The 24,382-nt window shown below is 70.3% G+C and carries 24 protein-coding genes; 8 read left to right on the forward strand and 16 right to left on the reverse strand.

All coding sequences use genetic code 11. The features are described 5' to 3' along the window. Positions 1-25: 25 nt before the first annotated feature. From mtrA to Afe05nite_RS08145, 11 genes are all read right to left on the reverse strand, one after another. Complete coding sequence (gene mtrA, locus Afe05nite_RS08095; protein WP_203816362.1) at positions 26-715, reverse strand: MtrAB system response regulator MtrA; 690 nt, start codon at positions 713-715, stop codon at positions 26-28. Positions 716-781: 66 nt separating this feature from the next. Then, a complete protein-coding gene (gene efeB / locus Afe05nite_RS08100; protein ID WP_203816363.1) occupies positions 782-2,038 on the reverse strand; it encodes an iron uptake transporter deferrochelatase/peroxidase subunit in 1,257 nt (418 codons plus the stop codon). Between the two features lie 6 nt (positions 2,039-2,044). Continuing rightward, entirely contained in the window at positions 2,045-3,169 is a 1,125-nt protein-coding gene (gene efeO / locus Afe05nite_RS08105) for an iron uptake system protein EfeO (RefSeq protein ID WP_203816364.1), read from the reverse strand. 10 nt (positions 3,170-3,179) lie between these two features. Beyond that, complete coding sequence (efeU, locus tag Afe05nite_RS08110) at positions 3,180-4,013, reverse strand: iron uptake transporter permease EfeU (protein ID WP_203816365.1); 834 nt, start codon at positions 4,011-4,013, stop codon at positions 3,180-3,182. 156 nt (positions 4,014-4,169) lie between these two features. Next, positions 4,170-4,367, reverse strand: coding sequence for a DUF397 domain-containing protein (locus Afe05nite_RS08115; protein WP_203816366.1), 198 nt, complete (start codon positions 4,365-4,367; stop codon positions 4,170-4,172). Positions 4,368-4,407: 40 nt separating this feature from the next. Then, positions 4,408-5,268 carry a helix-turn-helix domain-containing protein gene (locus Afe05nite_RS08120; protein WP_203816367.1) on the reverse strand — a complete coding sequence of 287 codons (861 nt, stop codon included), beginning with the start codon at positions 5,266-5,268 and terminating at the stop codon, positions 4,408-4,410. A gap of 1,174 nt (positions 5,269-6,442) precedes the next feature. Next, the gene (manA, locus tag Afe05nite_RS08125) at positions 6,443-7,582 is read right to left on the reverse strand and encodes a mannose-6-phosphate isomerase, class I (RefSeq protein WP_438867784.1); all 1,140 of its coding nucleotides are present in this window, start codon (positions 7,580-7,582) and stop codon (positions 6,443-6,445) included. After that, positions 7,579-8,544: a cation diffusion facilitator family transporter gene (locus tag Afe05nite_RS08130; protein WP_203816368.1), complete on the reverse strand. Its 966-nt coding sequence runs from the start codon at positions 8,542-8,544 to the stop codon at positions 7,579-7,581. Before Afe05nite_RS08130 ends, manA begins: the two co-directional genes overlap by 4 nt. Continuing rightward, entirely contained in the window at positions 8,541-9,767 is a 1,227-nt protein-coding gene (locus Afe05nite_RS08135; protein ID WP_203816369.1) for an SIS domain-containing protein, read from the reverse strand. Before Afe05nite_RS08135 ends, Afe05nite_RS08130 begins: the two co-directional genes overlap by 4 nt. Beyond that, on the reverse strand, positions 9,767-9,949 hold the full coding sequence (locus Afe05nite_RS08140) for a Trm112 family protein (RefSeq protein WP_203816370.1): 183 nt from the start codon (positions 9,947-9,949) through the stop codon (positions 9,767-9,769). Before Afe05nite_RS08140 ends, Afe05nite_RS08135 begins: the two co-directional genes overlap by 1 nt. A 44-nt stretch (positions 9,950-9,993) precedes the next feature. Then, positions 9,994-11,373 (reverse strand): phosphomannomutase/phosphoglucomutase, encoded by a 1,380-nt coding sequence (locus Afe05nite_RS08145; RefSeq protein ID WP_203816371.1) that lies wholly within the window; start codon positions 11,371-11,373, stop codon positions 9,994-9,996. A gap of 142 nt (positions 11,374-11,515) precedes the next feature. Here Afe05nite_RS08145 and Afe05nite_RS08150 point away from each other — a divergent pair, with 142 nt between their 5' ends. From Afe05nite_RS08150 to Afe05nite_RS08160, 3 genes are read left to right on the forward strand one after another with little or no spacing between them, the layout of a single operon-like run. Beyond that, complete coding sequence (locus Afe05nite_RS08150; RefSeq protein WP_203816372.1) at positions 11,516-12,796, forward strand: GAF domain-containing protein; 1,281 nt, start codon at positions 11,516-11,518, stop codon at positions 12,794-12,796. 41 nt (positions 12,797-12,837) lie between these two features. Further along, positions 12,838-14,361, forward strand: coding sequence for an aldehyde dehydrogenase (gene adh / locus Afe05nite_RS08155; protein WP_203816373.1), 1,524 nt, complete (start codon positions 12,838-12,840; stop codon positions 14,359-14,361). A gap of 3 nt (positions 14,362-14,364) precedes the next feature. After that, on the forward strand, positions 14,365-14,736 hold the full coding sequence (locus Afe05nite_RS08160; RefSeq protein ID WP_203816374.1) for a DUF779 domain-containing protein: 372 nt from the start codon (positions 14,365-14,367) through the stop codon (positions 14,734-14,736). Here the strand turns inward: Afe05nite_RS08160 and Afe05nite_RS08165 are convergent. Further along, positions 14,733-15,254 carry a GNAT family N-acetyltransferase gene (locus tag Afe05nite_RS08165; protein WP_203816375.1) on the reverse strand — a complete coding sequence of 174 codons (522 nt, stop codon included), beginning with the start codon at positions 15,252-15,254 and terminating at the stop codon, positions 14,733-14,735. The genes Afe05nite_RS08160 and Afe05nite_RS08165 overlap by 4 nt on opposite strands. A 213-nt stretch (positions 15,255-15,467) precedes the next feature. Here Afe05nite_RS08165 and Afe05nite_RS08170 point away from each other — a divergent pair, with 213 nt between their 5' ends. Beyond that, positions 15,468-16,331 (forward strand): polysaccharide deacetylase family protein, encoded by an 864-nt coding sequence (locus Afe05nite_RS08170; protein ID WP_203816376.1) that lies wholly within the window; start codon positions 15,468-15,470, stop codon positions 16,329-16,331. A 7-nt stretch (positions 16,332-16,338) separates the two neighbouring features. On the opposite strand, the gene Afe05nite_RS08175 is transcribed toward Afe05nite_RS08170, so the two are convergent. After that, positions 16,339-16,704, reverse strand: coding sequence for a DUF3499 domain-containing protein (locus tag Afe05nite_RS08175; RefSeq protein ID WP_203816377.1), 366 nt, complete (start codon positions 16,702-16,704; stop codon positions 16,339-16,341). A gap of 209 nt (positions 16,705-16,913) precedes the next feature. Here Afe05nite_RS08175 and Afe05nite_RS08180 point away from each other — a divergent pair, with 209 nt between their 5' ends. Then, the gene (locus Afe05nite_RS08180; protein ID WP_438867789.1) at positions 16,914-17,381 is read left to right on the forward strand and encodes a metallopeptidase family protein; all 468 of its coding nucleotides are present in this window, start codon (positions 16,914-16,916) and stop codon (positions 17,379-17,381) included. Here Afe05nite_RS08180 and Afe05nite_RS08185 read toward each other — a convergent pair. The 3 genes from Afe05nite_RS08185 to Afe05nite_RS08195 all read right to left on the reverse strand — a co-directional run bounded on the left by Afe05nite_RS08185 (position 17,378) and on the right by Afe05nite_RS08195 (position 21,615). After that, positions 17,378-17,635, reverse strand: a complete 258-nt coding sequence (locus Afe05nite_RS08185) for a WhiB family transcriptional regulator (protein WP_014688021.1) — start codon at positions 17,633-17,635, stop codon at positions 17,378-17,380. The two genes, Afe05nite_RS08180 and Afe05nite_RS08185, sit on opposite strands and share 4 nt — an antisense overlap. Positions 17,636-17,979: 344 nt before the next feature. Further along, positions 17,980-20,490, reverse strand: a complete 2,511-nt coding sequence (locus Afe05nite_RS08190) for a bifunctional FO biosynthesis protein CofGH (protein ID WP_203816378.1) — start codon at positions 20,488-20,490, stop codon at positions 17,980-17,982. Positions 20,491-20,583: 93 nt separating this feature from the next. After that, the gene (locus tag Afe05nite_RS08195) at positions 20,584-21,615 is read right to left on the reverse strand and encodes a hypothetical protein (protein ID WP_203816379.1); all 1,032 of its coding nucleotides are present in this window, start codon (positions 21,613-21,615) and stop codon (positions 20,584-20,586) included. Between the two features lie 95 nt (positions 21,616-21,710). Here Afe05nite_RS08195 and cofD point away from each other — a divergent pair, with 95 nt between their 5' ends. From cofD to Afe05nite_RS08210, 3 genes are all read left to right on the forward strand, one after another. Continuing rightward, positions 21,711-22,667, forward strand: coding sequence for a 2-phospho-L-lactate transferase (cofD, locus tag Afe05nite_RS08200; RefSeq protein WP_203816380.1), 957 nt, complete (start codon positions 21,711-21,713; stop codon positions 22,665-22,667). Beyond that, positions 22,664-23,725, forward strand: a complete 1,062-nt coding sequence (locus Afe05nite_RS08205) for a coenzyme F420-0:L-glutamate ligase (protein ID WP_203816381.1) — start codon at positions 22,664-22,666, stop codon at positions 23,723-23,725. Before cofD ends, Afe05nite_RS08205 begins: the two co-directional genes overlap by 4 nt. Before the next feature lie 107 nt (positions 23,726-23,832). After that, positions 23,833-24,381 carry an NUDIX hydrolase gene (locus Afe05nite_RS08210; RefSeq protein WP_203816616.1) on the forward strand — a complete coding sequence of 183 codons (549 nt, stop codon included), beginning with the start codon at positions 23,833-23,835 and terminating at the stop codon, positions 24,379-24,381. The last annotated feature ends 1 nt before the right edge of the window (position 24,382 follow it).

The raw sequence follows: 24,382 nt of genomic DNA on the forward strand, positions 1-24,382 counted from the left end.
CGGCAAGATTAGCCCCTGCCGTCGATCACCCGGTGCCGGCCTTGTAGCCGACCCCACGAACGGTGAGGATGATCTCCGGGCGCTCCGGATCCGGCTCGATCTTCGCCCGCAGCCGCTGGACGTGCACATTTACCAGCCGGGTGTCGGCCGCGTGCCGGTAGCCCCAGACCTGCTCGAGGAGCACCTCGCGGGTGAACACCTGTCGCGGCTTGCGGGCGAGCGCGACGAGCAGGTCGAACTCGAGCGGGGTCAGCTTGACCTCCTCGTCGTCGCGGGACACGGTGTGCGCCGGGACGTCGATGGTGATCTGGTTGCCGGGCGGCCCGATGGTCAGCATCTCGGGCGCCGCGTCCTCGCCCCGGCGCAGGCGGGCCCGCATGCGCGCCACCAGTTCCTTGGGCTTGAACGGCTTGACCACGTAGTCGTCGGCGCCGGACTCGAGGCCGAGCACGACGTCGACGGTGTCGCTCTTGGCGGTGAGCATGACGATCGGGATGCCGGACTCGGTGCGGATCGCCCGCGCCACGTCGATGCCGCTCATGCCCGGGAGCATCAGATCGAGCAGGACGATGTCCGGCCGGCTCTCCCGGAAAGCGGCCAGGGCGCGTTCTCCGTCGGCCACGAAGGAGGGCAGGAATCCCTCGCTGCGCAGAACGATGCCGAGCATCTCGGCCAACGCTGGGTCGTCATCGACGACGAGTACCCGGGCTCTCATGCGGTCCAATATTGCACTGTCCTCCCCGACCCCGCGTAACCCGGTGCCGATCTTGCCAGCGGAAGCCTACGCGAACAGCGCCCGGCCCCAGTAGTCGTCGGGTCCCGAGACCCCCGGCGGACACGCGAACAGACCGCTGGAGACGTGCCGCAGATACTCGTTCATGGCGTCGTGCCGGGCCAGATTCAGCTGGATCGGGACGAAGTGCGTACGCGGGTCACGCTGGTAGGCGATGAAGAACAGGCCCGCGTTGAGCCGCCCGAGGCCGTCCGAGCCGTCCACGAAGTTGTAGCCGCGCCGCAGCAGGCGAGCGCCGTTGTTGACGGTCGGGTGGGCCAGCCGCACGTGCGCGTCGGTCGGGATCGAGGTCGACGTCAGGTCCGGCTCGTCGAACTCCCGGCTCTGCCCGATCGGGGCGCCCTCGCCCTTGGTGCGCCCGACGATGTTCTCCTGGTCGCCCAGCGGGCTGCGGTCCCAGGTCTCGATCAGCATCCGGATCTTGCGGGTGACCATGTACGAGCCGCCGGTCATCCACTCCGGCCCGTCCCCGGCCCGCACCCACAGGTGCTGGTCCAGCAGGTCGGTCTCCTCGGCCTTGAGGTTGGCGGTGCCGTCCTTGAAGCCGAACAGGTTGCGCGGGGTGGCCTGGGCGGTCGAGGTCGACGAGGTGCGCCCGAAGCCCAGCTGCGACCAGCGCACGCTGACCACGCCCATCCCGATCCGGGCCAGGTTGCGGATCGCGTGTACCGCCACCTGCGGGTCGTTGGCGCAGGCCTGCACGCAGATGTCGCCGCCGGAGATGGCCGGGTCGATGGTGTCACCGGGGAAGCGCGGCAGGTCGGCGAGCGCGGCCGGCTTGCGGGCGGCCAGCCCGAACCGGTCCTTGCCGGTGGCGTCCCGGAACAGGGTGGGCCCGAAGCCGACGGTGATGGTGAGCCCGGACGCGGGCAGCCCGATCGCCTCGCCGGTGTCGTCCGGCGGCGCCTCGAGGATGCCGGCGGTCGCGCCGATCTCGCCGGCGTCCTTGCCGGCCGTCATCCGCGCGGCCGCCGCCGACCAGTCCTTGAGGAGCTGCACGAGACGGGCGCGGTCGGACGTCAGGACGTCGAACGCGACGAAGTGCAGCCGGTCCTGGGCCGGCGTGACGATGCCGGCCTGGGTCCGGCCGAAGAACGTGACCGCGTCCGAGGTGACCGCGGCCGGTTCCGAGGTGGAGGAGGAGCGCAGCAGGGCGCCGCCGACGCCGGCCGCACCCGCGATCCCGGCCACGCCGGCGCCGGCGAGCGCGATGACTCGCCGACGCGGAAGGGACTTCTCTGACATGAAAACCTACTTCTTGGCGATGACTCCGGCGATCTTGCTGATCGGCTCGGCAAGCGCGTTGATCACATCCGACAGCCCCTTGAGCTGGGCCTGGCTGAGCTCGTTCTGGTACTTCCAGCCGTCTCCGACGCGGTACTTGGCCAACTCGTCGTCGACCGCGGTGAACGCGGTGTCGATCTGCTTGACCAGGTCGGGGTTGCGCTGCTCGAGGGCCGGGCGCAGGGCCGCGACGGCGGCCTGCGAGCCGTCCACGTTCGCCGCGAAGTCCCACAGGTCGGTGTGCGAGTAGCGGTCCTCCTCGCCAGTGATCTTGCTACTGGCGACCTCGTCAAGCAGTTCCTTGGCCCCGTTGGCCAGCTGCAGCGGCGACAGCTTCTCGTCCTTGGCCTTGGTGACGACCTCCTTGACGTCGGTCAGCAGCTGGTCGGCGACCGGGCCGTCCTTGCTGATGTCCTTGGTCACCCAGAGGTCCTTCTCCAGCTTGTGGAAGCCGGAGAAGGGCAGCTCGGCGGTGGCGTCGTCCTCGCGGCCGTCGATCTTCGGGTCGAGGTCACCGAAGATCTCGGCGACCGGCTCGATCCGCTCGTAGTAGGTGCGGGCGATCGGGAACAGCTGCTTCGACTTCTCGATGTCGCCACCCTTGACCGCGGTCACGAAGTCGGTGGTCTTCTCGACCAGTGCCTCGCTCTGCGTGGTGATGTAGCGGCTGTAGCTCTCGGTGGCCTGCTGGAGCGCGACGTCCTCGGTGAGCGGCGCGGCCGAGCCGGAGACGGTCAGGTCGGCCCGGATGCCGTTGCCGATCATGCCGGGCTTGCAGGCGGTCTGGTACGTACCCGCCGGAAGCTCGACCCGCAGCTCGCGGGACAGACCCGGGGTGATGTTCTCGATCTCGCCCATCACCCGGTCGCCGGCGGCGTAGACGTAGAACTCGGTCACCTTGGAGCCGGAGTTGGACACCTGGAAGACGTGGGTGCCGGCGTCGAGGGCGTTCTTCGCGACGTCGCAGGCGGAGTCGTTGGCCTTGACGGCGATCGGGCCACCGGTGGCGCCGGCCGACGAGTCGGACTTGTCCGAGCAGGCGGCGACCGAGCCGACCGCCAGCAGAGCGACCAGAAGAGGGGCGTGACGCAACGTAGATCTCCTATGCGGCGGGGGTGGGTGCCGGCGCGGTGCGTCGGGCCGGCACGAGGAAGAGAACGAGGACGGGAACGAGATAGCCGGCCCAGGCCACGAGTTCGAGCACGCTCGGCTGCGCGGTGATGTTGAACATCCCGGCGAGCAGGGTCGCGTACCAGGTGGACGGGTCAAGGATGCTCGCCGCGTCGTAGGCGATGTGGGTGATCCCGGGCAGGAACTCGGCCTCCTGCAGGGAGTGCACGCCGTACTTGAAGATGCCGGCCGCGACCAGGATGAGCAGGACACCGGTCCACCGGAAGAACACCGTCAGGTTGATCCGGACGGCGGTCGCGAACATCAGGTAGCCGATCGCGATCGAGGTCGCGACACCGCCGAGGAGCGCGAGCAGCGGCCCGCCGTTGACGTCGGCGCCCTGCACCGCGGCGTAGAAGATGAGCGACGTCTCCAGGCCTTCGCGGACCACCGCGAGGAACGCCATGAAGCCGACCGCGAACGAACCGACCTCGAGCGCGTCCTGGAGCTTGCTGCGCAGCTCACCGGCGATGCCGCGGGCGGCCCGGCGCATCCAGAAGATCATCCAGGTGACGAAGCAGACCGCCGCGACCGAGGTGACCGCCTCGAACGCCTCCTGCTGCTTGAAATCCTTGAGCAGGGTGGTCTCGGTGTAGTTGAGCAGCCAGCCGAAGAGGACGGAGAGCGCGATGGCGGCGGCGACGCCGGCCCACACCAGCTTCAGCTTCTCCCTGCGGTCCGACTTGACCAGGAACGCGATGAGGATGCTGACCACCAGGGTGGCCTCGAGCCCTTCGCGTAGGCCGATGAGGTAGGTGGCGAACATGTCACTCCGGCGGATTTAGGCAAGGCGATCCTAAGTTAGGATGGGCATACCTTAGCCAGACAGCCGGATGGCAAGTCAAGGGGGGTCCTACGATTCGTAGGTCACATAAAAGGGCGACCCCTCGGATCGGAGGAGCCGCCCACGGGGCAAAAAGTGTCAGAGACGGTCGAACTCGCCCGCCCGGACCCCCGCGATGAAACCGTTCCACTGTGTCGCGGCAAACGTGAGCACCGGACCCTCGACGTCCTTCGAGTCGCGCACCAGCACGGCCGCCGGAACGTTCGCGACCTCGACACAGTGCCCCGCGGCACCGCTCCGAGTGCTCTTACGCCAGGTGAGATTGGCGTCCTGCATGGCAGTCCCCTTCCAGGATGTGATGCGCACCCATTTCAGCTCAAGAACGAGCCATCAAGCGGAGCGCGTCCTCCCTTTCAGCGATGACCGTTCGGCTGTCTTCTGCCGACAATGCGCGTTTGCGCAGGTCATCGAGCGCGTCCCGGTAGACGTCGAGTTCGTCGGGTGTCACCCGGAAGAGACCACCGGTGAGCCCCTCGATGTGCACGACCGAGGCCCGCGTCCCGGGCGCGAAGTCGAGAACCATGAACGACTCGGTCTGCCCGGCATGCGCGCCCGCCGAGAACGGCAGAACCAGAAGCTCGATGCCGGGCCGCCGGCTGTCCTCGACCAGCCGGGCCAGCTGCCGCAGCAGGACGTCCCGGCCACCCACCTCGCGATGGAGCACCGCCTCGTCCAGCACCATCCGCAACGCCGGCGGCGGAGTCCTGGTCAGCACCGCCTGCCGAGCCATCCGCAGGGCGAGCCGGCGCTGGATCACACCCGGGTCCCCCACGTCGGCGCCGCGCTCGATGATCGCTCTCGCATATTCGTCCGTCTGCAGCAGACCCGGGACGACCTGGGCCTCCCACTCGCCGATCAGGCTGGCCTCGCCCTCCAGCGCCACATATTCGTCGTAGGGGTCCGGCACCGACGACCGGTAAGGCGACCACCAGGCCTGGGCGCGGCCGCGACGGGCCAGGTCGAGGAGGCGGTCGCGGTCCTCCACCCGTACCCCGTAGGCGGTGAGCAGGCGATCGAGATCGCCCTCGCTGATCGACGTGTGCGCCGTCTCGATCCGGCTCAGCTTCGACTCGGACCAGCCCAGCGCGACAGCGACCGTCGCACCACGACGGTCGCCACGGAGCCGGCGTAGCTCACTGCCGAGCTCACGCCGCGCTGTCGAGGTAGGCCGACCCATGCCGTCACCATAGACACGCCTGGTTGCCTCTCTGCAACTTGCAACTCACACTATGCACTTGCATGCAGGTCAGGCGGCATGGAGTAATGAACACGAACGACGGGATCTCGGTAGCGGCAACTGCCGCAGACCCCGGAGAGATCGGGCCCCTGTCCGGCGGGCGGACGGGGGCTCGGTCCTGTCATTCATCGAGTACGCCGGACGCGGCCCCAAGCGCATTACCGCGCTCCCGCCGCGCACCGCGACCACCTGCCACCCCGGCGCGCGAGGCGCCTTTCGCGTGCGCCGGTGGCCGGGCTCCGAACACACGCTCACCGCAGCGCCGTCTCCGATCCGCGCGTGTCCCGCCCGAATAGCGAACGAGGCGACAGGCCGAAACCCGCCGCCCCGTTCATCCCCCCGGTTTGGTACCGCGCGCGTCCGTGGGACCCCCCGATCACCAATGACGCTGCGTGGTTATAGATTCACACTCCGCAGTCTCCACGTCAAGCAAATCCGGAAATTTCATAGTTTCCCGGGCGGGTCGTCCTCACCGAGCGCAGTTTCGAACCGAGCTCTTGGTACCTCCGTCGCGGCTCTTTCCGTGAATCTCACAGCGGCGAACCCGGCACCGCGGCCGACCTGGCGCCTGCCCGCCGCCCTGCGGACCTGCCGCCCCGCGGACCTGCCGGCCCCGCCGACCTGCCGCCCCGCGGACCTGCCGCCCCGCGAACCTGCTCCCCCGCGGACCTGCCGCCGCCGCGACCGCACACCGGTGGCACCGGCCGGCCGAGACGGCCGCCTGCGACCCCTCCGGCCTTCCGGCCAGCTCGGCTAACGCGTCAGCGGCCGCCTCACGCACATCGGAATTCGCGTGCCCGGCATATGCCTCGACGAGTAGCCGAGCCGCAAGATCATGAGTGGCTCCCAGGAGCCCTAGGACATACACCGTCGAATCAGCCGTTAGATCGGGCATCACCGGCACCAGCGGCAGGAACAGTTCCAGCGACAACTCGTGATCGTCGACCGCGTCCGTACACGCGTGGCGGACGGCCTCCCGGACGACTTCCCGCGCGTTCAGCGACGGCAACCTGAACAAGGCGAGCTACGGCCGCGGCGACCCCGTCGTCGCCGGCTCCACCGCGGACCGTCGGCCCGCTGCGACGACGCACCGGGCCGATGGGGTGGCCGGCCGTTACGGGACGGTGGCGATGAAGGCCTGGCCGGTGCCGGCGATCTTCAGCTTTCCGGCGTCGGCGGGGGCGTAGGCGGCGTTTCCGCTCGTCAGTTCGATCGGGGTGCCGTCGATCGACTGGCCGAGGAAAAGGTCGCCGGCGGTGGCCAGGATGATGCGGGGGCCCTCGGCGGGGATCTCCGTGGGTGGGCGGGTGCCGTCGACGTCGATTCGGTAGAGCGCGAAATCGGGAACCGGCACCGGCCACGTCAGAACGCCGGGGGCGACCTCGGTCGCGTGCAGGATCGGGTCGTCCAGGACCTCGAAACGCAGGACCTGGAGGAGTTCGGGGACGTCCACCCGTTTCGGGGTCAGGCCGCCGCGCAGGACGTTGTCGCTGGCCGCCATCAGTTCGACGCCGGCGCCCTTGAGGTAGGCGTGCAGGTTGCCGGCCGGCATCCAGATGGCCTCGCCGGGCTGCAGGCGCACGTGGTTGAGCAGCAGTGCCACCAGCACGCCCGGGTCGCCCGGGTAGAAGCCGGCCAGATCGGTGGCCAGCTCGCTGGTGCCCGCCGCTACCACGGCGTCCACCAGGGGCTCACGGTCGTCCTCGGGCCAGCTCAGCAGGGTCTTGACGGCGGTGGCCAGGTCGCCGGCGCGCAGGGCGGCGATGACCGGGGCCAGCGACTCGATGGTGAACGCCTCGAGGTCGGCGGCGGCCGCTGTCGGGTCACGGAAGCCGCAGAGGGCCTCGAACGGGGTGATCGCCACCAGCATCTCGGGCTTGTGGTTGGCGTCCGTGTAGTTCTTCGGCAGAGACGCGTCGGCCTCCTGTCGCGCCCACGCCTCGCGGGCGTAGTCGAGCGAGGGGTGCGCCTGCAACGACAGCGGGGCGGCCGCGGCCAGCAGTTTGAGCAGGAACGGCAGGCGGGGGCCGAATTCGGCCACCACCTGCTCGCCCAGGTGTGCTTTCGGGTTGTCGGCGATCAGCGACGGAAGGCTGACGCCGTCGACCGTGGACGGGTCGCCGGGGTGGGCGCCCAGCCACAGCTCGGCCTCGGGGGCCTCGGTGGGGCTGGGACGGCCCTGCAGGTCGGCGAGCACGCTGTGCGAGCCCCACGCGTAGGGACGGATCACACCGGTCAACGGGCGCACGCTCATGGGCGCAAACTATCAGCCGGCGCCTCCTCGGCGACCGCCTTCGCCCGTCGCTCGCTGAAGATGTCCGGCTCGATGTAGATGACCCGGGCGATCGGCACCGCCTCGCGGATGCGCACCTCGGTCTGGTCGATGTGCTTGGCGAGGTCGTCGGCCCGTTCGGCGCGCGGCACCGCGATCTTCACGGCGACGAGCAGTTCCTCGGGGCCGAGGTAGAGCGTCTTCATGTGGATGATCCGCTCGATGCCGTCGCCGGCCAGGATGGCCCGCTCGATCTTGCGGGTGTCCTCCGGGGTGGCGCCCTCGCCGATCAGCAGGCTCTTCGTCTCGACCGCGAGGATGGCCGCGATCGCGACGAGCAGGATGCCGATGGCGCCGGTGCCGATGCCGTCCCAGATGCCGTTGCCGGTGATCAGGGTGAGCGTCACGCCGAACAGGGCGAACACCAGGCCGACCAGGGCGCCGCTGTCCTCGAGGAGCACCACCGGCAGCTCGGGGGCCTTGGCGCGGCGAACGAAGTTGACCCAGGTGGTCTTGCCGCGGGTGTGGTTGGACTCCCGGATCGCGGTCATGAACGAATAGCCCTCGAGGGCGATCGCGATGACCAGGACCACTAACGGAACCCATTTCCAGCTCTCGATCGGCTCCGGGTGCTGGATCTTGTGCCACGCCTCGTAGAGCGCGAACAGGCCGCCGACGCTGAACAGCACGATCGACACGATGAACGCGTAGATGAAGCGCTCGCGGCCGTAGCCGAACGGGTGCTCGGCCGTCGCCTTGCGCCTCGACTGCTTGCCGCCGATCAGCAGGAGCAGCTGGTTGCCGGAGTCGGCGACCGAGTGGATCGCCTCGGCGAGCATCGACGAGGAGCCGGTGAGCAGCCAGGCGATGAACTTGGTGACCGCGATGCCGAGGTTCGCTGTGAGCGCCGCGATGATCGCCCGGGTGCCGCCCTCAGCGCTCACTGGATTCCCTCGGGCATCGGGTTGGACAGCTCCTTCATCTCGCTGATCGCGGGCACCGCCATCGGGTCGAGTCCGTGCGCCAGGGCGAGGTAGAGCGAGGCGAAGTCGGGCACGGCGGTGAGCGACGCCAGCCGCTCGATCGCCGAGCCGCCCTCGGCGGTCAGCACGTCGCAGCGCACCCCGCGCCGCTCGGCCAGGGTCTGCACGGCGTCGGCGCGGCGTTCCTCGACGGCAACCGGCTCGTCGGCGTCTTCCTCGGGGTTGAGGCCGCCGTCGCGGAACACCACGAGGCGCAGCCGGGTCGCCGAGGAGTCGTCGTCCTCGTCGGCGTCGGCGAAGATGTCGCGCGACGACTCGGCGAGACCGCCGAACGGGCCGTCGAGCAGGCCGACCCGGCCCCGGCCGGCCTCGCCGAGGGCACCGGCCATCACCGGGTAACGCGCGTTGGCGGCCAGGGTGTCGGCGAAGCGGCGGGCGGCCACGGTGGCCAGCGGGGACGAACCCCAGACGATCGGGATGGAACCGGCCAGCCCGAGCGCGAGCGACTTGGCCGGGTTGACGAACGAGTCGGCAGCGGCGCGGCAGCGCTCGGCGTCGGCGTCGAGCCGGGTGGCGGTCTCGGCCAGGTCGGCCTCGTTGACCTTGACGAGGCCGATGGCGCGGGCCGCGAGCAGCACCGGCACGGTCAGGCCCCAGAGGCTGGCGCGGGCCGGGGCCCGGCGCGGCACCGGGATGAACGGCGAGCGGGCCCGCTCGGCCATCGCCTGCAGCTCGGTGTCGGGGTTGCCGATCGCGATCAGCCGGGCCCCCCGGCGCAGCGCGGCCTCGGCCGCGGCGAGCGCCTCGGGGCTGCGACCGGAGGCGGAGACGGCGATGACGACGTCGGCGGCACCGACCCAGCCGGGGATGCCGGCGCTGCGGTGGCCGATGATCGGCACCGGGCAGCGGTGGCCGGCCACGGTGGCCAGGATGTTGCCGGTCAGACCGGCGGTGCCGATGCCGGCCACGACGACCGCCCGGGGGCGGCCCTCATCGGCCAGTGCGGACAGGTCGGCCTCGGCGGCCAGGGCCGCCGACTCGCGGACCTGGGCGCCGGCCGACGCGGTGGCCCGGAGCATGCCGCCCGGGTCGTTGGCCAGCATCGACTTCTCGTCGTCGAGCAGGGACTCGTCGGCGACGCGGTGTCCGTTGACGCCGGACGCGCCGTCCAGTGGCGTGGCCATCAGGCCTCCTCAGCGGGCTTGCGCGCCTCGTCGAGGAGCAGGATCGGGATGTCGTCGCGGATCTCGAAGATCCGCCCGCACTCCGTGCAGGTGAGCGTCTGCGCCTCCGCATCGTGGGTCAGCGGTGCGTGATGCGTGTCCGGGCAGGCCAAAATGTCCAGCAACTGCGGATCGAGGGCCACCGCTCGAACTCCTTTACGACTTGCGGATCGTGAGCCTCCTGATCCTAGCCGCGGACGATGGCCAGCACCTCGTCACGTAGCGATGCCATCCGGTCCGGCTTGGGAGCCTCGACGTTGAGCCGCAGCAACGGCTCGGTGTTGGAGGCGCGCAGGTTGAACCAGGCACCGTCGGCGAGCGTCACGGTCAGGCCGTCCAGCTCGTCGAACGTGGCGTCGGGATAGGTCGCCCGGACCTCGGCGACCTTGGCCGGCGCGTCGGCCACGGTGGAGTTGATCTCACCGGAGGCGTTGTAGCGCTCGTACTCGGCGGCGAAGTCGGACAGCGGGCGGTCCTGCCCGCCGAGCGCGGCCAGCACGTGCATGGCGGCCAGCATGCCGGTGTCGGCGAACCAGAAGTCGCGGAAGTAGTAGTGCGCCGAGTGCTCGCCGCCGAAGACCGCGTTGGTGCGGGCCATCTCGGCCTTGATGAACGAGTGGCCGACCCGGCTGCGCACCGGCTTGCCACCGCCCTCGGTGATGATCTCGGGGACCGCCGACGAGGTGATCAGGTTGTGGATGATCGTGCTGCCCGGGAACTTGGCCAGCTCACGCTTGGCGACCAGGGCGGTGACCGCCGACGGCGAGACCGGATCGCCCTTCTCGTCGATGATGAAGCACCGGTCGGCGTCGCCGTCGAACGCGACCCCGATGTCGGCGCCCTGCTCGCGGATGGCGTTCTGCAGGTCGACGAGGTTCTTCGGGTCGAGCGGGTTGGCCTCGTGGTTGGGGAACGAGCCGTCCAGCTCGAAGTACAGCGGGACGATCTCCAGCGGCAGGGCCGGGAGCAGCTGGTCGCCGAGCACCGCCGGAACGGTGAAGCCGCCCATGCCGTTGCCGGCGTCCACGATGACCTTGAGCGGCCGGATGCCGGACAGGTCGACCAGGGAGCGCAGGTGAGCCGCGTAGTCGCCCAGCAGGTTCCGGGTCTCGACCCGGGCGGGCACGTCGGCCTCCGCGTTCAGGTCGTCGAGCAGCATCTCGGCGCGCCGGCGGACGATCGCGAGGCCGCTGTCCTGGCCGACCGGCTTGGCGCCGCCGCGGCAGAGCTTGATCCCGTTGTACTGCGCCGGGTTGTGCGAGGCGGTGAACATGGCGCCGGGCAGGTTGAGCGCCCCGGACGCGTAGTAGAGCTGGTCGGTGGAGCCGAGACCGATGTTGACCACGGCCGCGCCGGCGGCGTTGGCACCCCGGGCGAACGCGGCGGCCAGCCCGGGTCCGGACTCACGCATGTCGTGGGCGATCACGATCTGGTCCGCGTTGTCGCCCGACTCGCGCAGCATTTCGACAAAAGCGGTGCCGAGTGCCCGGGCAACTGACTCGTTGAACTGATCGGGCACGGTTCCACGGACGTCGTACGCCTTTACGATCTTGGACAGGTCAGACAATTCTCCCCCTCAGACCGGATTCCCGCCGAGAGTAGCGGAGCAACCCTGACGACAAGGCGGCAACGGGGTGGCGCCACTGTTACGGGTTCATCTTGTCGTACGGCGTGATGCGGGTCACGATGGTCGGGACTGGAGGTGGCCCGTGCCCAACCCGTGGCTCGCCCTCGACCTCGGCACCGATCCCGCCGAGCGCATCCGGCAGGTCGGGAACGCCCACGAACAGTTCCTGTCGGGTGACGACCACCCGCAGAAGATCCGATCGGTGGTCGCGGAGTCGTGGCGGCGCTCGGCCGACGCGCTGGCGAGCCCGGACAGCACCGCGCCGATCGAGCTCTCCGACGGCGAGCTCGAGACCTACCGCGCGGCCCATCCGCTGGCCCGGGTGCTGCCGATCTTCCGCGACCTGCTGGGCGGCCTGGCCGAGGACGGTGACCATCTGATGGCGGTCTGCGACGCGGACGGCCGGCTGCTCTGGGTCGAGGGGGCCGGCTCCGTGCTGCGCGCCGCGGACCGGATGAACTTCGTGCCCGGGGCCCGCTGGGACGAGGCGCACGCCGGCACCAACGCGCCCGGCACCGCACTCGCCATCGACCACTCCCTGCAGATCTTCGCGACCGAGCACTTCAGCCGCTCGGCGCAGCGGTGGACGTGCGCGGCCGCCCCGATCCACGATCCGTCGACCGGGCGGCTGCTCGGCGCGATCGACGTGACCGGCGGCGATCACCTGGCCAACCCGCACAGCCTGGCCCTGGTGCGAGCCACCGCCCTCGCCGCCGAGGCCTACCTGGGCCGCCAGCTCACGCCACGGGCCAGTTCGGGCCGGGTCGCCGCGCTCGGCCGCAACGAGGCCACCCTGACGTTCGGCGGCAGCCGCCGGCGCCTCGGTCGCCGGCATTCGGAATTGGCCGTCCTGCTCCTGGCGCACCCACAAGGGCGTACCGGGGAAGAGCTCGGTTTCGATCTTTACGGCGATGAAGTGAGCCCGGTGACCGTGCGGGCCGAGTTGTCCCGGCTGCGCCGCATGCTCGGTCCCGAGCTGCTGGAGTCACGGCCCTACCGGCTTCGCGCCGAGCTCGACTCCGACTTCGGCACGGTGACGCGCCTGCTGGAACACGGGCGGGTGGCCGAGGCCCTGGCGGAATACGCCGGACCGCTGCTGCCCGGCTCCGACGCGCCCGGCATCACGCGGCTGCGCAACATCGTCGACGGGCAGTTGCGCGCCGCCCTCCTCAACAGCCGCGACCGGGCGCTGATGCGCACCTGGCTGCACAGTCCCTGGGGCACCGACGATCTGCAGATCTGGGAGGCGTACGCCCGGCTGCTCCCGGCCGGCGCGCCGGCCCGGCCGCTGGCGCTGACCCGGATCCGTCAACTGGCCGCCGAATACGGTCTTGCAACGTCGTTGCAACGTGGCCGTAACTAGTTTCGCCCCTACCTAGCCCCAGCAGGTACGGAGGCAGTGCCATGACCACATACTCCCCGCCCGGTTCCGACGGCTCGATCGTCAGCTACCAGTCCCGCTACGACCATTTCATCGGCGGCGAGTACGTCGCACCGGCCAAAGGTCAGTACTTCACCAACCCGTCGCCGGTGACCGGGGAGGACTTCACCGAGATCGCCCGGGGCACCTCGGACGACGTGGAGCGGGCGCTCGACGCCGCGCACGGTGCCGCGGACGCGTGGGGCCGCACCTCGGTCGCCGAACGGGCCAACATCCTCAACCGGATCGCCGACCGGTTGGAGGCGAACCTCGAGAAGCTCGCCGTCGCCGAGGCCTGGGAGAACGGCAAGCCGGTACGCGAGACCCTGGCCGCCGACATCCCGCTCGCGATCGACCACTTCCGCTACTTCGCGGGCGCGATCCGGGCGCAGGAGGGCACGGCCGGCGAGATCGACGACGACACCATCGCCTACCACTTCCACGAGCCGCTCGGCGTCGTCGGCCAGATCATCCCGTGGAACTTCCCGATCCTGATGGCGGTCTGGAAGCTGGCCCCGGCCCTGGCGGCGGGCAACTGTGTCGTCCTGAAGCCGGCCGAGCAGACCCCCGCCTCGATCCACTACCTGATCTCGCTGATCGCCGACCTGTTGCCGGCGGGCGTCCTGAACATCGTGAACGGTTTCGGCGTCGAGGCCGGCAAGCCCTTGGCCAGCTCGAACCGGATCGCCAAGATCGCGTTCACCGGCGAGACCACCACCGGCCGCCTGATCATGCAGTACGCCTCGGAGAACCTGATCCCGGTGACCCTCGAGCTGGGCGGCAAGAGCCCGAACATCTTCTTCGAGGACGTCGCCTCGCTGGACGACGACTTCTTCGACAAGTCGCTCGAGGGCTTCTCGATGTTCGCGCTCAACCAGGGTGAGGTCTGCACCTGCCCGTCCCGCGCGCTCATCCAGCAGTCGATCTACCAGGACTTCCTGGCCGCCGGCGTGAAGCGGGTGGACAACCTCAAGCAGGGCAACCCGCTCGACACCGACACCCAGGTCGGCGCGCAGGCGTCCAACGACCAGCTCGAGAAGATCCTGTCCTACCTGGACATCGGCCGGCAGGAAGGCGCGAAGGTGCTCACCGGTGGCGGCCGGGCCGACCTCGGCGGCGCGCTGTCGGGCGGCTACTACGTACAGCCGACGATCTTCGAGGGCAACAACGCCATGCGGATCTTCCAGGAGGAGATCTTCGGGCCGGTCGTCTCGGTGACGTCGTTCAACGACTACGCCGACGCCATCAAGATCGCCAACGACACCCTCTACGGTCTCGGCGCCGGCGTGTGGACCCGGGACATCAACACGGCGTACCGGGCCGGCCGGGCGATCAAGGCCGGGCGGGTGTGGACCAACTCGTACCACCTGTACCCGGCGCACGCCGCGTTCGGTGGCTACAAGCAGTCCGGCATCGGCCGGGAGAACCACAAGATGATGCTGGACCACTACCAGCAGACCAAGAACCTGCTGGTGTCGTACAGCCCGAAGGCGATGGGTTTCTTCTAGGCCATGGCAACCCGAGTAGACGTGACTCCCGCGGCCGCCGACATGATGCGGCAGCTGCGGGAGCAGCACGGTCCGTTGATGTTCCACCAGTCCGGTGGATGCTGCGACGGCAGCTCACCGATGTGCTACCTGGAGGGCGAGTTCCGCACCGGCCAGTCCGACGTGCTGCTCGAGTCACTGCGGATCGACGGTGTGGCCGAGCCGATCACGTTCTGGATGTCGTCCTCGCAGTTCGAGCTGTGGAAGCACACCCACCTGACGGTGGACGTGGTCCCGGGACGCGGCGCCGGCTTCTCGCTGGAGGCTCCCGAGGGCGTACGTTTCCTGATCCGCTCCCGTCTTCTCACCCCGGCCGAGCTGGCTGAATTGTCCTAGTCGCCAAGTTCCGGGTACGGGTCGTCGCGCAACCGGCTGAACAGCACGCAGTCGCGCCACTGCCCGGCCCGGAACTCGGCCGCCCGCACTACGCCTTCCTCCTGGAATCCGGCCTTCAGCAGGGCTCTGCGTTCGGCCGTGTTCTCCACCTGGGTGCCGGCCTGCACTCGCTGCACCGGGAAGTGCGCGAAGACGTACGCGGTGAGCAGCGCCTGCGCGCGCCAGCCGATCCCCCGGCCCCGATGCTCCGGCCGCAGCACGATGCCGATCTCGTAGTGGTCGCCGCGTGCGCCGTAGCCGCCGCTCCGGTAGGACACGAAGCCGACCGCCGCACCGCCCTCGTCCACCACCAGCCGGGCCAGGTCGTCGCTGACCAGCCCGCTTTCGCCGTGTTCTCGGATCACCTTCGCGTAGTTGCGGAATCCGGCCCAGGTGAGGGGCGCGAAGTCGGGGTCTTCGGCGATCTCTCGCAGGATGTCGAGCTCGTCGGCTCGGAACGGACGCAACTTGATGTTCATCCGTCCAGGGTGGCCGGTTTGATCCTTGCGCGTTGTCCCTACGTTCCCTGGAGTAGAGCCGAGCGGCCGATCCCGGCGGCGCCCGATAAAGGGCAGATTGTCGGGGATCGACGAGTGAACTAGGTCCCGGAAGTGTGCCGTACGGGGGTCGCGAGTGGCGACGGGCCGGTTTCAACAGGCAGTGTCGTCGTTCGAGATACCTGGGGAGGTTTGATGCGGTTGTCGCGATCGAAGAGGCTGGCGCTCTTCGGCACGGTCCTGGTGCTGGCCGGGCTGGCCGGGCAAGCCTCGGCGGGAACGACTTCCTCCGCCGGGCCCGCCGCGTCCACACCGGTGGCGTCGTCGGAGACGCCCGCGCCGGTCGCGGCGGCACCCAACCCGGCCGGGAAGCCCGCGGTGAAGCCGGCCGGGACAGCAGCCGGGAAACCGGGCGGCAAGCCGGCCGGGAAACCCGGCGCCGGGCACAAGGCGGTCGGCCCGGCCGGTAGCCGGATGACCACCGGCGGTAAGGGCGTGGCGCTGACCTTCGACGACGGACCCGACCCGGCCCAGACGCCGAAGATCCTCAAGCTGCTCGCCCAGAACCACGTGCACGCCACGTTCTGCCTGGTCGGCGAGAACGTGCAGCGGCACCCCGAGATGGTCCGGCAGATCGTGGCCGGCGGTCACACGCTGTGCAACCACACCTGGAACCACGACCTGAAACTCGGCAAGAAGACGGCCGAGCAGATCAAGGCCGACCTGGCCCGCACCAACGCGGCGATCCGCAAGGCCGTCCCGACGGCGCAGATCAAATACTTCCGGGCCCCCGGCGGCAACTTCACCCCGGGCGTCGTCGCGGTCGCCAAGCAGCTCGGCATGACCTCGCTCTACTGGAAGGTCGACCCACGCGACTGGGACCACCCGGTGGGCGAGACCGACGCGCAGCACCGGTCCCGGATCATCGCGCGCGTCAAGAGGAACACCCGTCCCGGCTCGATCGTGCTGTCCCACGACTACGCCCAGCCGGACACCATCGACGCGTACCGCACGCTGCTGCCGTGGCTGCGCAAGCGGTACCAGCTCGTCGGCCTGTAGGGCCGGGCTAGTGGGTGGGTGGGATCACCCGTAGATGTCCCCGGCGGCCGGTCTGGTGGCCGGGGAGATCCTGCTCGTCGGTGCGCGGCGGGGGCGCCGGCGGCCGGGCGGCCTCGCGCACGGCGTCGGCCAGGGCGACGAGGTCGTCGGTCGTGGGCGGCGGCGGCGCGAAATCGCCGTCGTGCCGGACGAGCTCCCAGCCCCGGGGGGCGGTGAGGCTGCGGGCGTGCGGCTCGCACAAGTCGTAGGTGTGCGGCTCGGCGAACGCCGCCAGCGGACCGACGACAGCCGTCGAGTCGTTATAGACGTAGGTCAGCGTGGCGACCGCCTGTCGGGGACAGCCGTTCCGGGAGCAGCGCCGTGGGGACCTCACGGCGGGCACGTTATCGCTCCGGCGGCTTCCGCGCCGCCCTCTACCCCGCGACACGCCGACTCGTCCTGCATCACGATTCGGATGACACGCCGCCTCGATGGGACGAATTACCCGTCCGGCCCTCGGAGTGGATCAACGACTCTCCCGGGGGACACGCGGCCGAACTCCACTGCCACCGTCTTCCACCGGTGGAGTACTAGAGTTGCGAGGTGACTACCAGTCCCGAGCGCCGACGCAACACGGCCCGCAAGGAGGGCCGCGGCCACCCGGCGCGGCGCGACCGGCACGGCCGTGGCCTCCGCGGCAGGCTGGTGCCGGCCACGGTGCCGTTGGCCCGTACCAAGGCGGAGATCTTCGACGACCTGGTGCTGGACACGGTCGAGGGCCTCGAGCGGCGCTACGCGAAGGAACTGGCCGGCGTCGAGTTCGCGGTCGAGGACGTGCCCCCCGACCTCAACGTCTACGACTCCGACGTGCTCGAGGACGGCGAGGTGCCGCTGGCCCGTCTGCTGCCCGGACGCCCCGGCCGGCAGGAGCTTCCCCCTCGGATCGTGCTCTACCGGCGGCCGCTGGAGTTCCGGGCGATGGACCGCGAAGACCTCGCCGACCTCGTCCACGATGTGATCATCGAGCAGGTGGCCAACCTGCTCGGGATGGATCCCGACGAGTTGACTTAGGCGACTCGCCGCTTGAGCTTGCGGCGTTCGCGCTCGGAGAGCCCACCCCAGATGCCGAAGCGCTCGTCATGACCCAGTGCGTATTCCAGGCACTCGGCCTTGACTTCGCACCGGCCGCAGATCCGCTTCGCCTCGCGGGTCGATCCGCCTTTCTCCGGAAAGAACGCCTCCGGATCGGTCTGCGAACACAGCGCCCGCTCCTGCCACTCGGGCGCGTCCCCGAGCAGGTCTACCCCTTCAACCTGCGCTTCCATCGGCGTGCCTCCCAATTCCCGCGCCGGCATCAATGCCGGCACTGACCCCCCACGCACGCGGCGTGTTATTTGTGGGCGAACGACCGGTCTCCGACCGCGAATCCGCAACGTCCAGCCCACAACCCCACCGAAATTACACGCGTGTAAGACGTGCGTCGTCAAGCCGAACCTGATAAATAGGCCATTTCCCGGGCGCGCCCTCGGCGCGCCGCGAGCCCGTTCCTGCCCTATCTCTCAGGAGCCGCACAGAGTTACGCCACCCTGGCGCGTCACGTCCAATTTAACCCGATTTGTGACTTTGTGGCCAAGGTCCAACTGGTTGGGTGATCAACCCGACACGACGACTACCTGCGGCCATACACAGTCGTTCTCTCCACCGCCGGCCGTCCGGCCGCCGCCGCGAGCTCCTTCAGCTCGGCGACCGTTCGCGCCGATCCGTGCTCGGAACCCGCCATTCGAGAGATCGTCTCCTCCATCAGGGTGCCGCCGAGATCATTGCAGCCACCGTCGAGCATCACTCGCGTTCCCTCGTCGCCGAGCTTCACCCAGGAGCACTGAATGTTGTCGATCCGGCCGTGCAGCAGGACCCGGGCCATCGCGTGCACGACCCGGTTCTCCCGCCAGGTCGGGCCGGGACGGGCGATACCGGCGAGGTAGATCGGTGCGTTGGTGTGGATGAACGGCAGCGCCACGAACTCGGTGAACCCACCGGTGACGTCCTGGATGCCGGCCAGCACCCGGAAATGGCCCAGCCACTGGCGCGGGTGGTCGACGTGGCCGTACATCATTGTCGAGCTCGACCGGACGCCGACCTGGTGGGCCGTGGTCACGACGTCGATCCACGTGCTCGCCGGCAGCTTGCCTTTGGTCAGCACCCAGCGCACGTCGTCGTCCAGAATCTCGGCGGCCGTGCCCGGGATCGTGTCCAGCCCCGCCTCGCGCAGCTCGGTCAGCCACTCGCGGACCGGCACACCGGCCTTCGACGCGGCCGTGACGATCTCCATCGGGGAGTACGCGTGGACGTGCATCCCCGGCACCCGCTGCTTTACCGCGCGCACCAGGTCGGCGTAGGCCGTGACCGGCATCTTGGGGTCGATGCCGCCCTGCATGCAGACCTCGGAGGCGCCGTCCTGCCAGGCCTGCTCGGCCCGGTCGGCGACCTGCTCGACGGAGAGGCGGTAGGCGTCGGCGTCCTTCTCCCGCTGGGCGAACGCGCAGAACCGGCAGCCCACGTAGCAGACGTTGGAGAAGTTGATGTTGCGGTTCACCACGTACGTGATGTCGTCGCCGTTGACCTCCTTGCGCAGGTCGTCGGCGATGCGGGCGAGCTCGTCGAGGGCGCTGCCGTCGGCGTTGAACAGGGCCATGGCCTTGTCCTCGTGTTCCGGCAGCAGCAGCGCCGCCGGGTTCTCCGCGGCCAGCTTCAGCCCCGCCAGCACATCGGTCGGCTGGGTCCGGCCGGACTTGTCGGTGGTGATGTGTGCGGCGACCTCGGTCCAATCGCCGTAGACGTCATCGAAGTCGGAGCGGCGATCCGCCGTGCGACCGGTGGTGTCGATCGTGCTGAACAGGTCGGTGCGGCCCGTGCCGAACGCCTCGTCGGGCTCCTGCCACGGCGTACCCGTCGGATTGGTGTCCGGTTTCGCCAAGCCGTCCTTGTCGGCCAGAGCCGCCACGTGCGCGGCCAGCCGCGGGTCCAGCCAACCCTCGCCGGCGCGCTTCACATATTCCGGGTAGATGGTCAGCCGCTCCCGCAGGACGAAGCCGGCTTCGGCCGACTTCTCGCGCAGCAGGTCGATCTGCGGCCAGGGCCGCTCCGGGTTCACGTGGTCCGGCGTCACCGGGGAGACGCCACCCCAGTCGTCGATGCCGGCCCGGAGCAGGAGCGAGAACTCCGCGTCGATCAGGTTGGGCGGGGCCTGGATCCGCGCCCGCGGGCCCAGGATGATCCGCGCCACCGCCACCGTCGCGGCCAGTTCGCGCAGCTCCGCGTCCGGCATCCCCTGCATCGCCGTGTCCGGCTTCGCGCGGAAGTTCTGGATGATCACCTCTTGGATGTGGCCGAACTCCCGGCCGGTGCGGCGGATCGCGAACAGCGAGTCGGCCCGCTCGGCCCGGGTCTCGCCGATCCCGATCAGGATGCCGGTGGTGAACGGGACACCCACCCGGCCCGCGTCGTCGAGCACCCGCAGGCGCACCGCCGGCTCCTTGTCGGGCGAGCCGTAATGCGGGCCACCCGGCTCCGACCAGAGGCGGGTCGCGGTGGTCTCCAGCATCATGCCCATGCTCGGCGCCACCGGCTTGAGCCGCTGCAGCTCGGCCCAGCTCATCACCCCGGGGTTGAGGTGCGGCAGCAGGCCGGTCTCCTCGAGCACGGCGATCGCGCACGCGCGCACATAGTCGAGGGTGGAGTCGTAGCCGCGCTCGTCCAGCCACTGCCGGGCCGCCGGCCAGCGCTCCTCCGGCCGATCCCCCAGCGTGAACAGCGCTTCCTTGCAACCCTGCGCGGCGCCCTGCCGGGCGATCTCGAGAACCTCGTCGCGCTCCAGGAACGCGGCCGGCAGGCGGTGCGGCACGGTCGCGAACGTGCAGTAATGACAACGGTCCTGGCAGAGCCTCGTCAAAGGGATGAAAACCTTGCGAGAGTACGTGACCACGCCCTCGCGGCCGACCAGACGAAGGCCCGCGTCCCGCACGCCCGCGGCGATCGCGAGCAGATCGTCGAGCGGGTCACCGGTCGCCGCCAGCAGAGCGGCGGCCTCCTCGGCGTCGATGGCCTTGCCGTCGGCGGCGCGGCGCAGAGCGCGGCGGATGCTTGCCTCGGTCGGAACCGGTTCCTCGTTGACCTTTACCACGCAGTGCAGCCTAGGCCGGAAAATGACCGGCTGCCCCGGCCGTGCCGGGGCGCGCGCAGTGGAATAGGACACGGCGCGCGCCCGGCGCGTGGCTTACTGCCGAGGTCGGTCCTGCTCAGCCGGGCCGAAGCCGGGGCGGTCATCGCCGATCTTCTCGGTCCGGTCCGCGTCCGTCCTGTCCTTTTCCGCATAGGGCTGATGCGCGTCCGGCGCCTTCGGTTCGGCCCGCGGGACGACCTGGGTCGGCTCGCTGAACGCGGCCGGCGGGACCGGCGCGGGCGGAGCCGACGCAGGCGGAGCCGACGCGGGCGCGGGTGGCGCCGACGCGGGCGCGGGTGGCGCCGACGCGGGCGCGGGGACCGGCTGCGTCGCCTGGTTCGGCTGGCCCACCGGCATCGTCACCTGCGGTTGGTTCCAGGACGGGGCGGGCTGGCCGTACATCCCCGGAGCCGAATGACCGGGCTGGCCGGGAGCCGGCGGATATCCGCCCTGCGGCGGCGGGCCGTACTGCATCGGCGGACCGGGCTGGCCCGGAGGCGGACCGGGCTGGCCCGGAGGCGGGCCGTAACCCGGCTGGCCCGGGTAGGCGCCCGGCTGGTGGTACTGCGGCGCGCCGTAGACACCCGGCTGGGGCTTCGGCTTCGCGGTGTAGAACATGTTGCGCCAGATCGAGTAGACCGCGTAGGCGGCCACCCCGAACACGGCCAGCCATGCGACCCGCTCGATCAGACCCTCGAACGCGCTCCGGGCACCGGCGTCGGCGGCCTCGTTGACCAGGCCGATCAGCACCCCGAAGAGCAGTCCGAAGACGGCCATCACCGCGTACTCCACCACGGCGATGACGACGATCAGCTGGGCCTTGGGGTGGCGCGGCTCGACGAGCAGCGACAACAGCACGGCCACGAGCGGGAAGGCGATCGTGGCCAGGTTGATGAAGTTGCCGAAACTGCTCGGAGTGCGGTTGCTGAACCCGAGGCCGGAGTCGGGAATGAGCCGGATGATGGCCACGAACAGCAGCAGCGCTGTCGCTCCGACCAGGGCGTAGGCCGCCAGGTCACGGAGCGGGCGAAGGTACTGGCCGGCCGATCTGCCCTCACCCGGCGCGGGCTGCGGTTGGCTGGTCACGGATTCTCCCTGGCAAGACGATGGTTGGGTCGCCCAGCGTAGACCGGGATACCCAGCGACCCGTTCTGTCATACCCGTGCGGGAGGATGGACGACATGCGGATCGTGGTCCTCACCGGCGGTATCGGCGGTGCGAAGTTCCTTGTCGGCGTGCGTGCTCACGCTCGGGCCATCGGCGCCGACGTCACCGCCGTGGTCAATGTCGGTGACGACGTGCGGATGCACGGTCTACAGATCTGCCCCGACCTGGACAGCGTGATGTACACGCTCGGCGGCGCGCACGACCCCGAGCGGGGCTGGGGCCGGGTCGGCGAGACCTGGGTGGTCAAGGAGGAGCTCGCCGCCTACGGCGTCGAGCCGTCGTGGTTCGGCCTTGGCGACAAGGACACCGCGACCCATTTGGTACGCACCCAGATGCTCGACGCCGGCTATCCCCTGTCCCAGGTGACGACCGCCCTGTGTGAACGCTGGAAACCCGGTGTCACCCTGACTCCGGCCACCGACGACCGCGTCGAGACGCACGTGGTGGTCGACGTCGACGGTGAGCGCAAGGCCATCCACTTCCAGGAGTGGTGGGTCCGCTACCGCGGTGACCTGCCCACCCACCGCTTCGTCTTCGTCGGTGCCGAGGCCGCCAAGCCGGCGCCCGGCGTGCTCGACGCGATCGCGGCCGCCGACGTGGTCCTGCTCGCCCCCAGCAACCCGGTGGTGAGCATCGCCCCGATCCTCGCCGTCGACCCGATCCGCGACGCCCTCGTCAACGGCCCGGCCCCGGTCGTCGGCGTCTCCCCGATCATCGGCGAGTCCCCGGTCCGCGGCATGGCCGACAAGTGCCTGGCCACCCTGGGCGTGGCGGTGAGCGCGGCCGGGGTGGGCGCCCTCTACGGCAGCCGCGCCGACAACGGCCTGCTCGACGGCTGGCTGGTCGACAGCTCCGACAGTGACACCGAGGTCCCCGGCATCCCGACCCGGGCGGTGCCGCTGTGGATGACGTCCGAGGAGGCCACCGCCCAGATGGTGCGCGACGCCCTGACCCTGGCCGGTGTGCGGTGACGCTCGAGATCCGGCCGGTGCGCGGCATCGGCGCCATCGCCGTCGGCGACGACCTCGTCGACCAGATCTGCGCGGCCGCCCCCTGGCTGGCCGACGGCGACGTCCTGATCGTCACCAGCAAGATCGTGTCGAAATCCGAGGGCAACCTGGTCGAGGTCCCGGCCGACGGCCCCGAGCGGGAGGCCGCCCGCGCCGACGCGCTGGCCACCGAGACCGCACGCGTGGTCGCCCGCCGCGGCCCCACCACCATCGTGCAGACCCACCACGGTTTCGTGATGGCCGCGGCCGGCATCGACGCGTCGAACGTCGACAAGACCCACCTGGTCCTGCTGCCCGCCGACTCCGACGCCTCGGCCCGCCGCCTGCGCGCCGGTTTCCAGGCCCGCGGCTTGAACGTGGCCGTGGTCATCTCCGACACGATGGGCCGCACCTGGCGCAACGGGCTGACCGACGTGGCCCTGGGCGCCGCCGGCATCGCCCCGTTCCGCGACCACCGAGGCGAAACCGACCCCTACGGCAACGAGCTCGCCATCACCCAGATGGCCGTCATCGACGAGCTCTCCGCGGCCGGCGAACTGGTCAAGGGCAAAATCGACAACGTTCCCGTCGCGGTCGTCCGCGGTTACCTCGGCAGTGGCCCCGACGACGACGGCCCCGGCGCGGTGCCCCTGCTGCGGGACGCCGCGAGCGACATGTTCAGCCTGGGCACAGCCGAGGCTCGCGCGGCCGGCCTGCGCGACGCCGCTCAACTCCCCGAGGGCACCCACGCCGATCTGCCCGGCCTGCCCACCGACCCCGACGCGGTCCGCCGGGCCCTGCGGACGGTGGCCGACCACCTGGCCCGAGGCACCACCGTCACCGAGGCCCACCCGTTCAGCCCCAACGGCGCCACCGCCGCCCTGCACCTGCAGACCACCGCCACCAACCCCGCCGCCCTGATGCGCCTGGGTGCCGACACCCACCGCCTCCGGGTAGCGCTGGCCGCCGAGTCGGTAGCCAGCGTCGCCCTCCCCCACGACGACGGCATCCGCCTCGACCTCTCCGGAGCCCCGGCGTGACCGCCACCCCCGCCGGCCCCGACCCCGCCGGCCCCGACCCCGCCGGCGCCGACCCCGCCGGTTCGGTCGCGGCGGCCGACCCCGCCGGTTCGGTCGCGGCGGGCGGTCTGCATGGTGATGCTGTTCGAGTGCTGAGCGCCTGGCGGGCGACCACCGAGGAGGGCGACCTGGCTCGCAAACGCGCCCTCGACCTGTTGGCCGACGGTCCGGTAGCCATGACGCGCGCCCACCGCGCCGGCCACGTGACGGCGAGCGCCCTGGTGGTCGACCCGCACGGCAAGGTTCTGCTCTGCCTGCACGGCCGTCTGAACAAGTGGATGCAGTTGGGCGGCCACTGCGAACAGTCCGACCGGACGCTGGCCGAGGCAGCCCTGCGCGAGGCAACCGAGGAGTCCGGCATCTCGGGGTTGCGGATCGACCCCGACCCGATCGACGTCGACGTCCACGAGGTCCGCTGCGGCGCCGCCGAGGGCACGCCGGCCACGGAGTCGGTGCACTACGACGTACGGTTCCTGGTCCGAAGCCCGCAAGGCGCAACCGAGCAGATCAGCGACGAATCCGCCGACCTGGCCTGGTTCGCCCCGGACGCCTTGCCGTCCCCGCTGGCCTCAGCCACCGCCCGTCAGATCCCGCCGGCCCTGACCCGCTTGCCGTAAC

The sequence above is a fragment of the Paractinoplanes ferrugineus genome (genome assembly GCF_016862195.1).
Taxonomy (GTDB): Bacteria; Actinomycetota; Actinomycetes; order Mycobacteriales; family Micromonosporaceae; genus Actinoplanes; species Actinoplanes ferrugineus.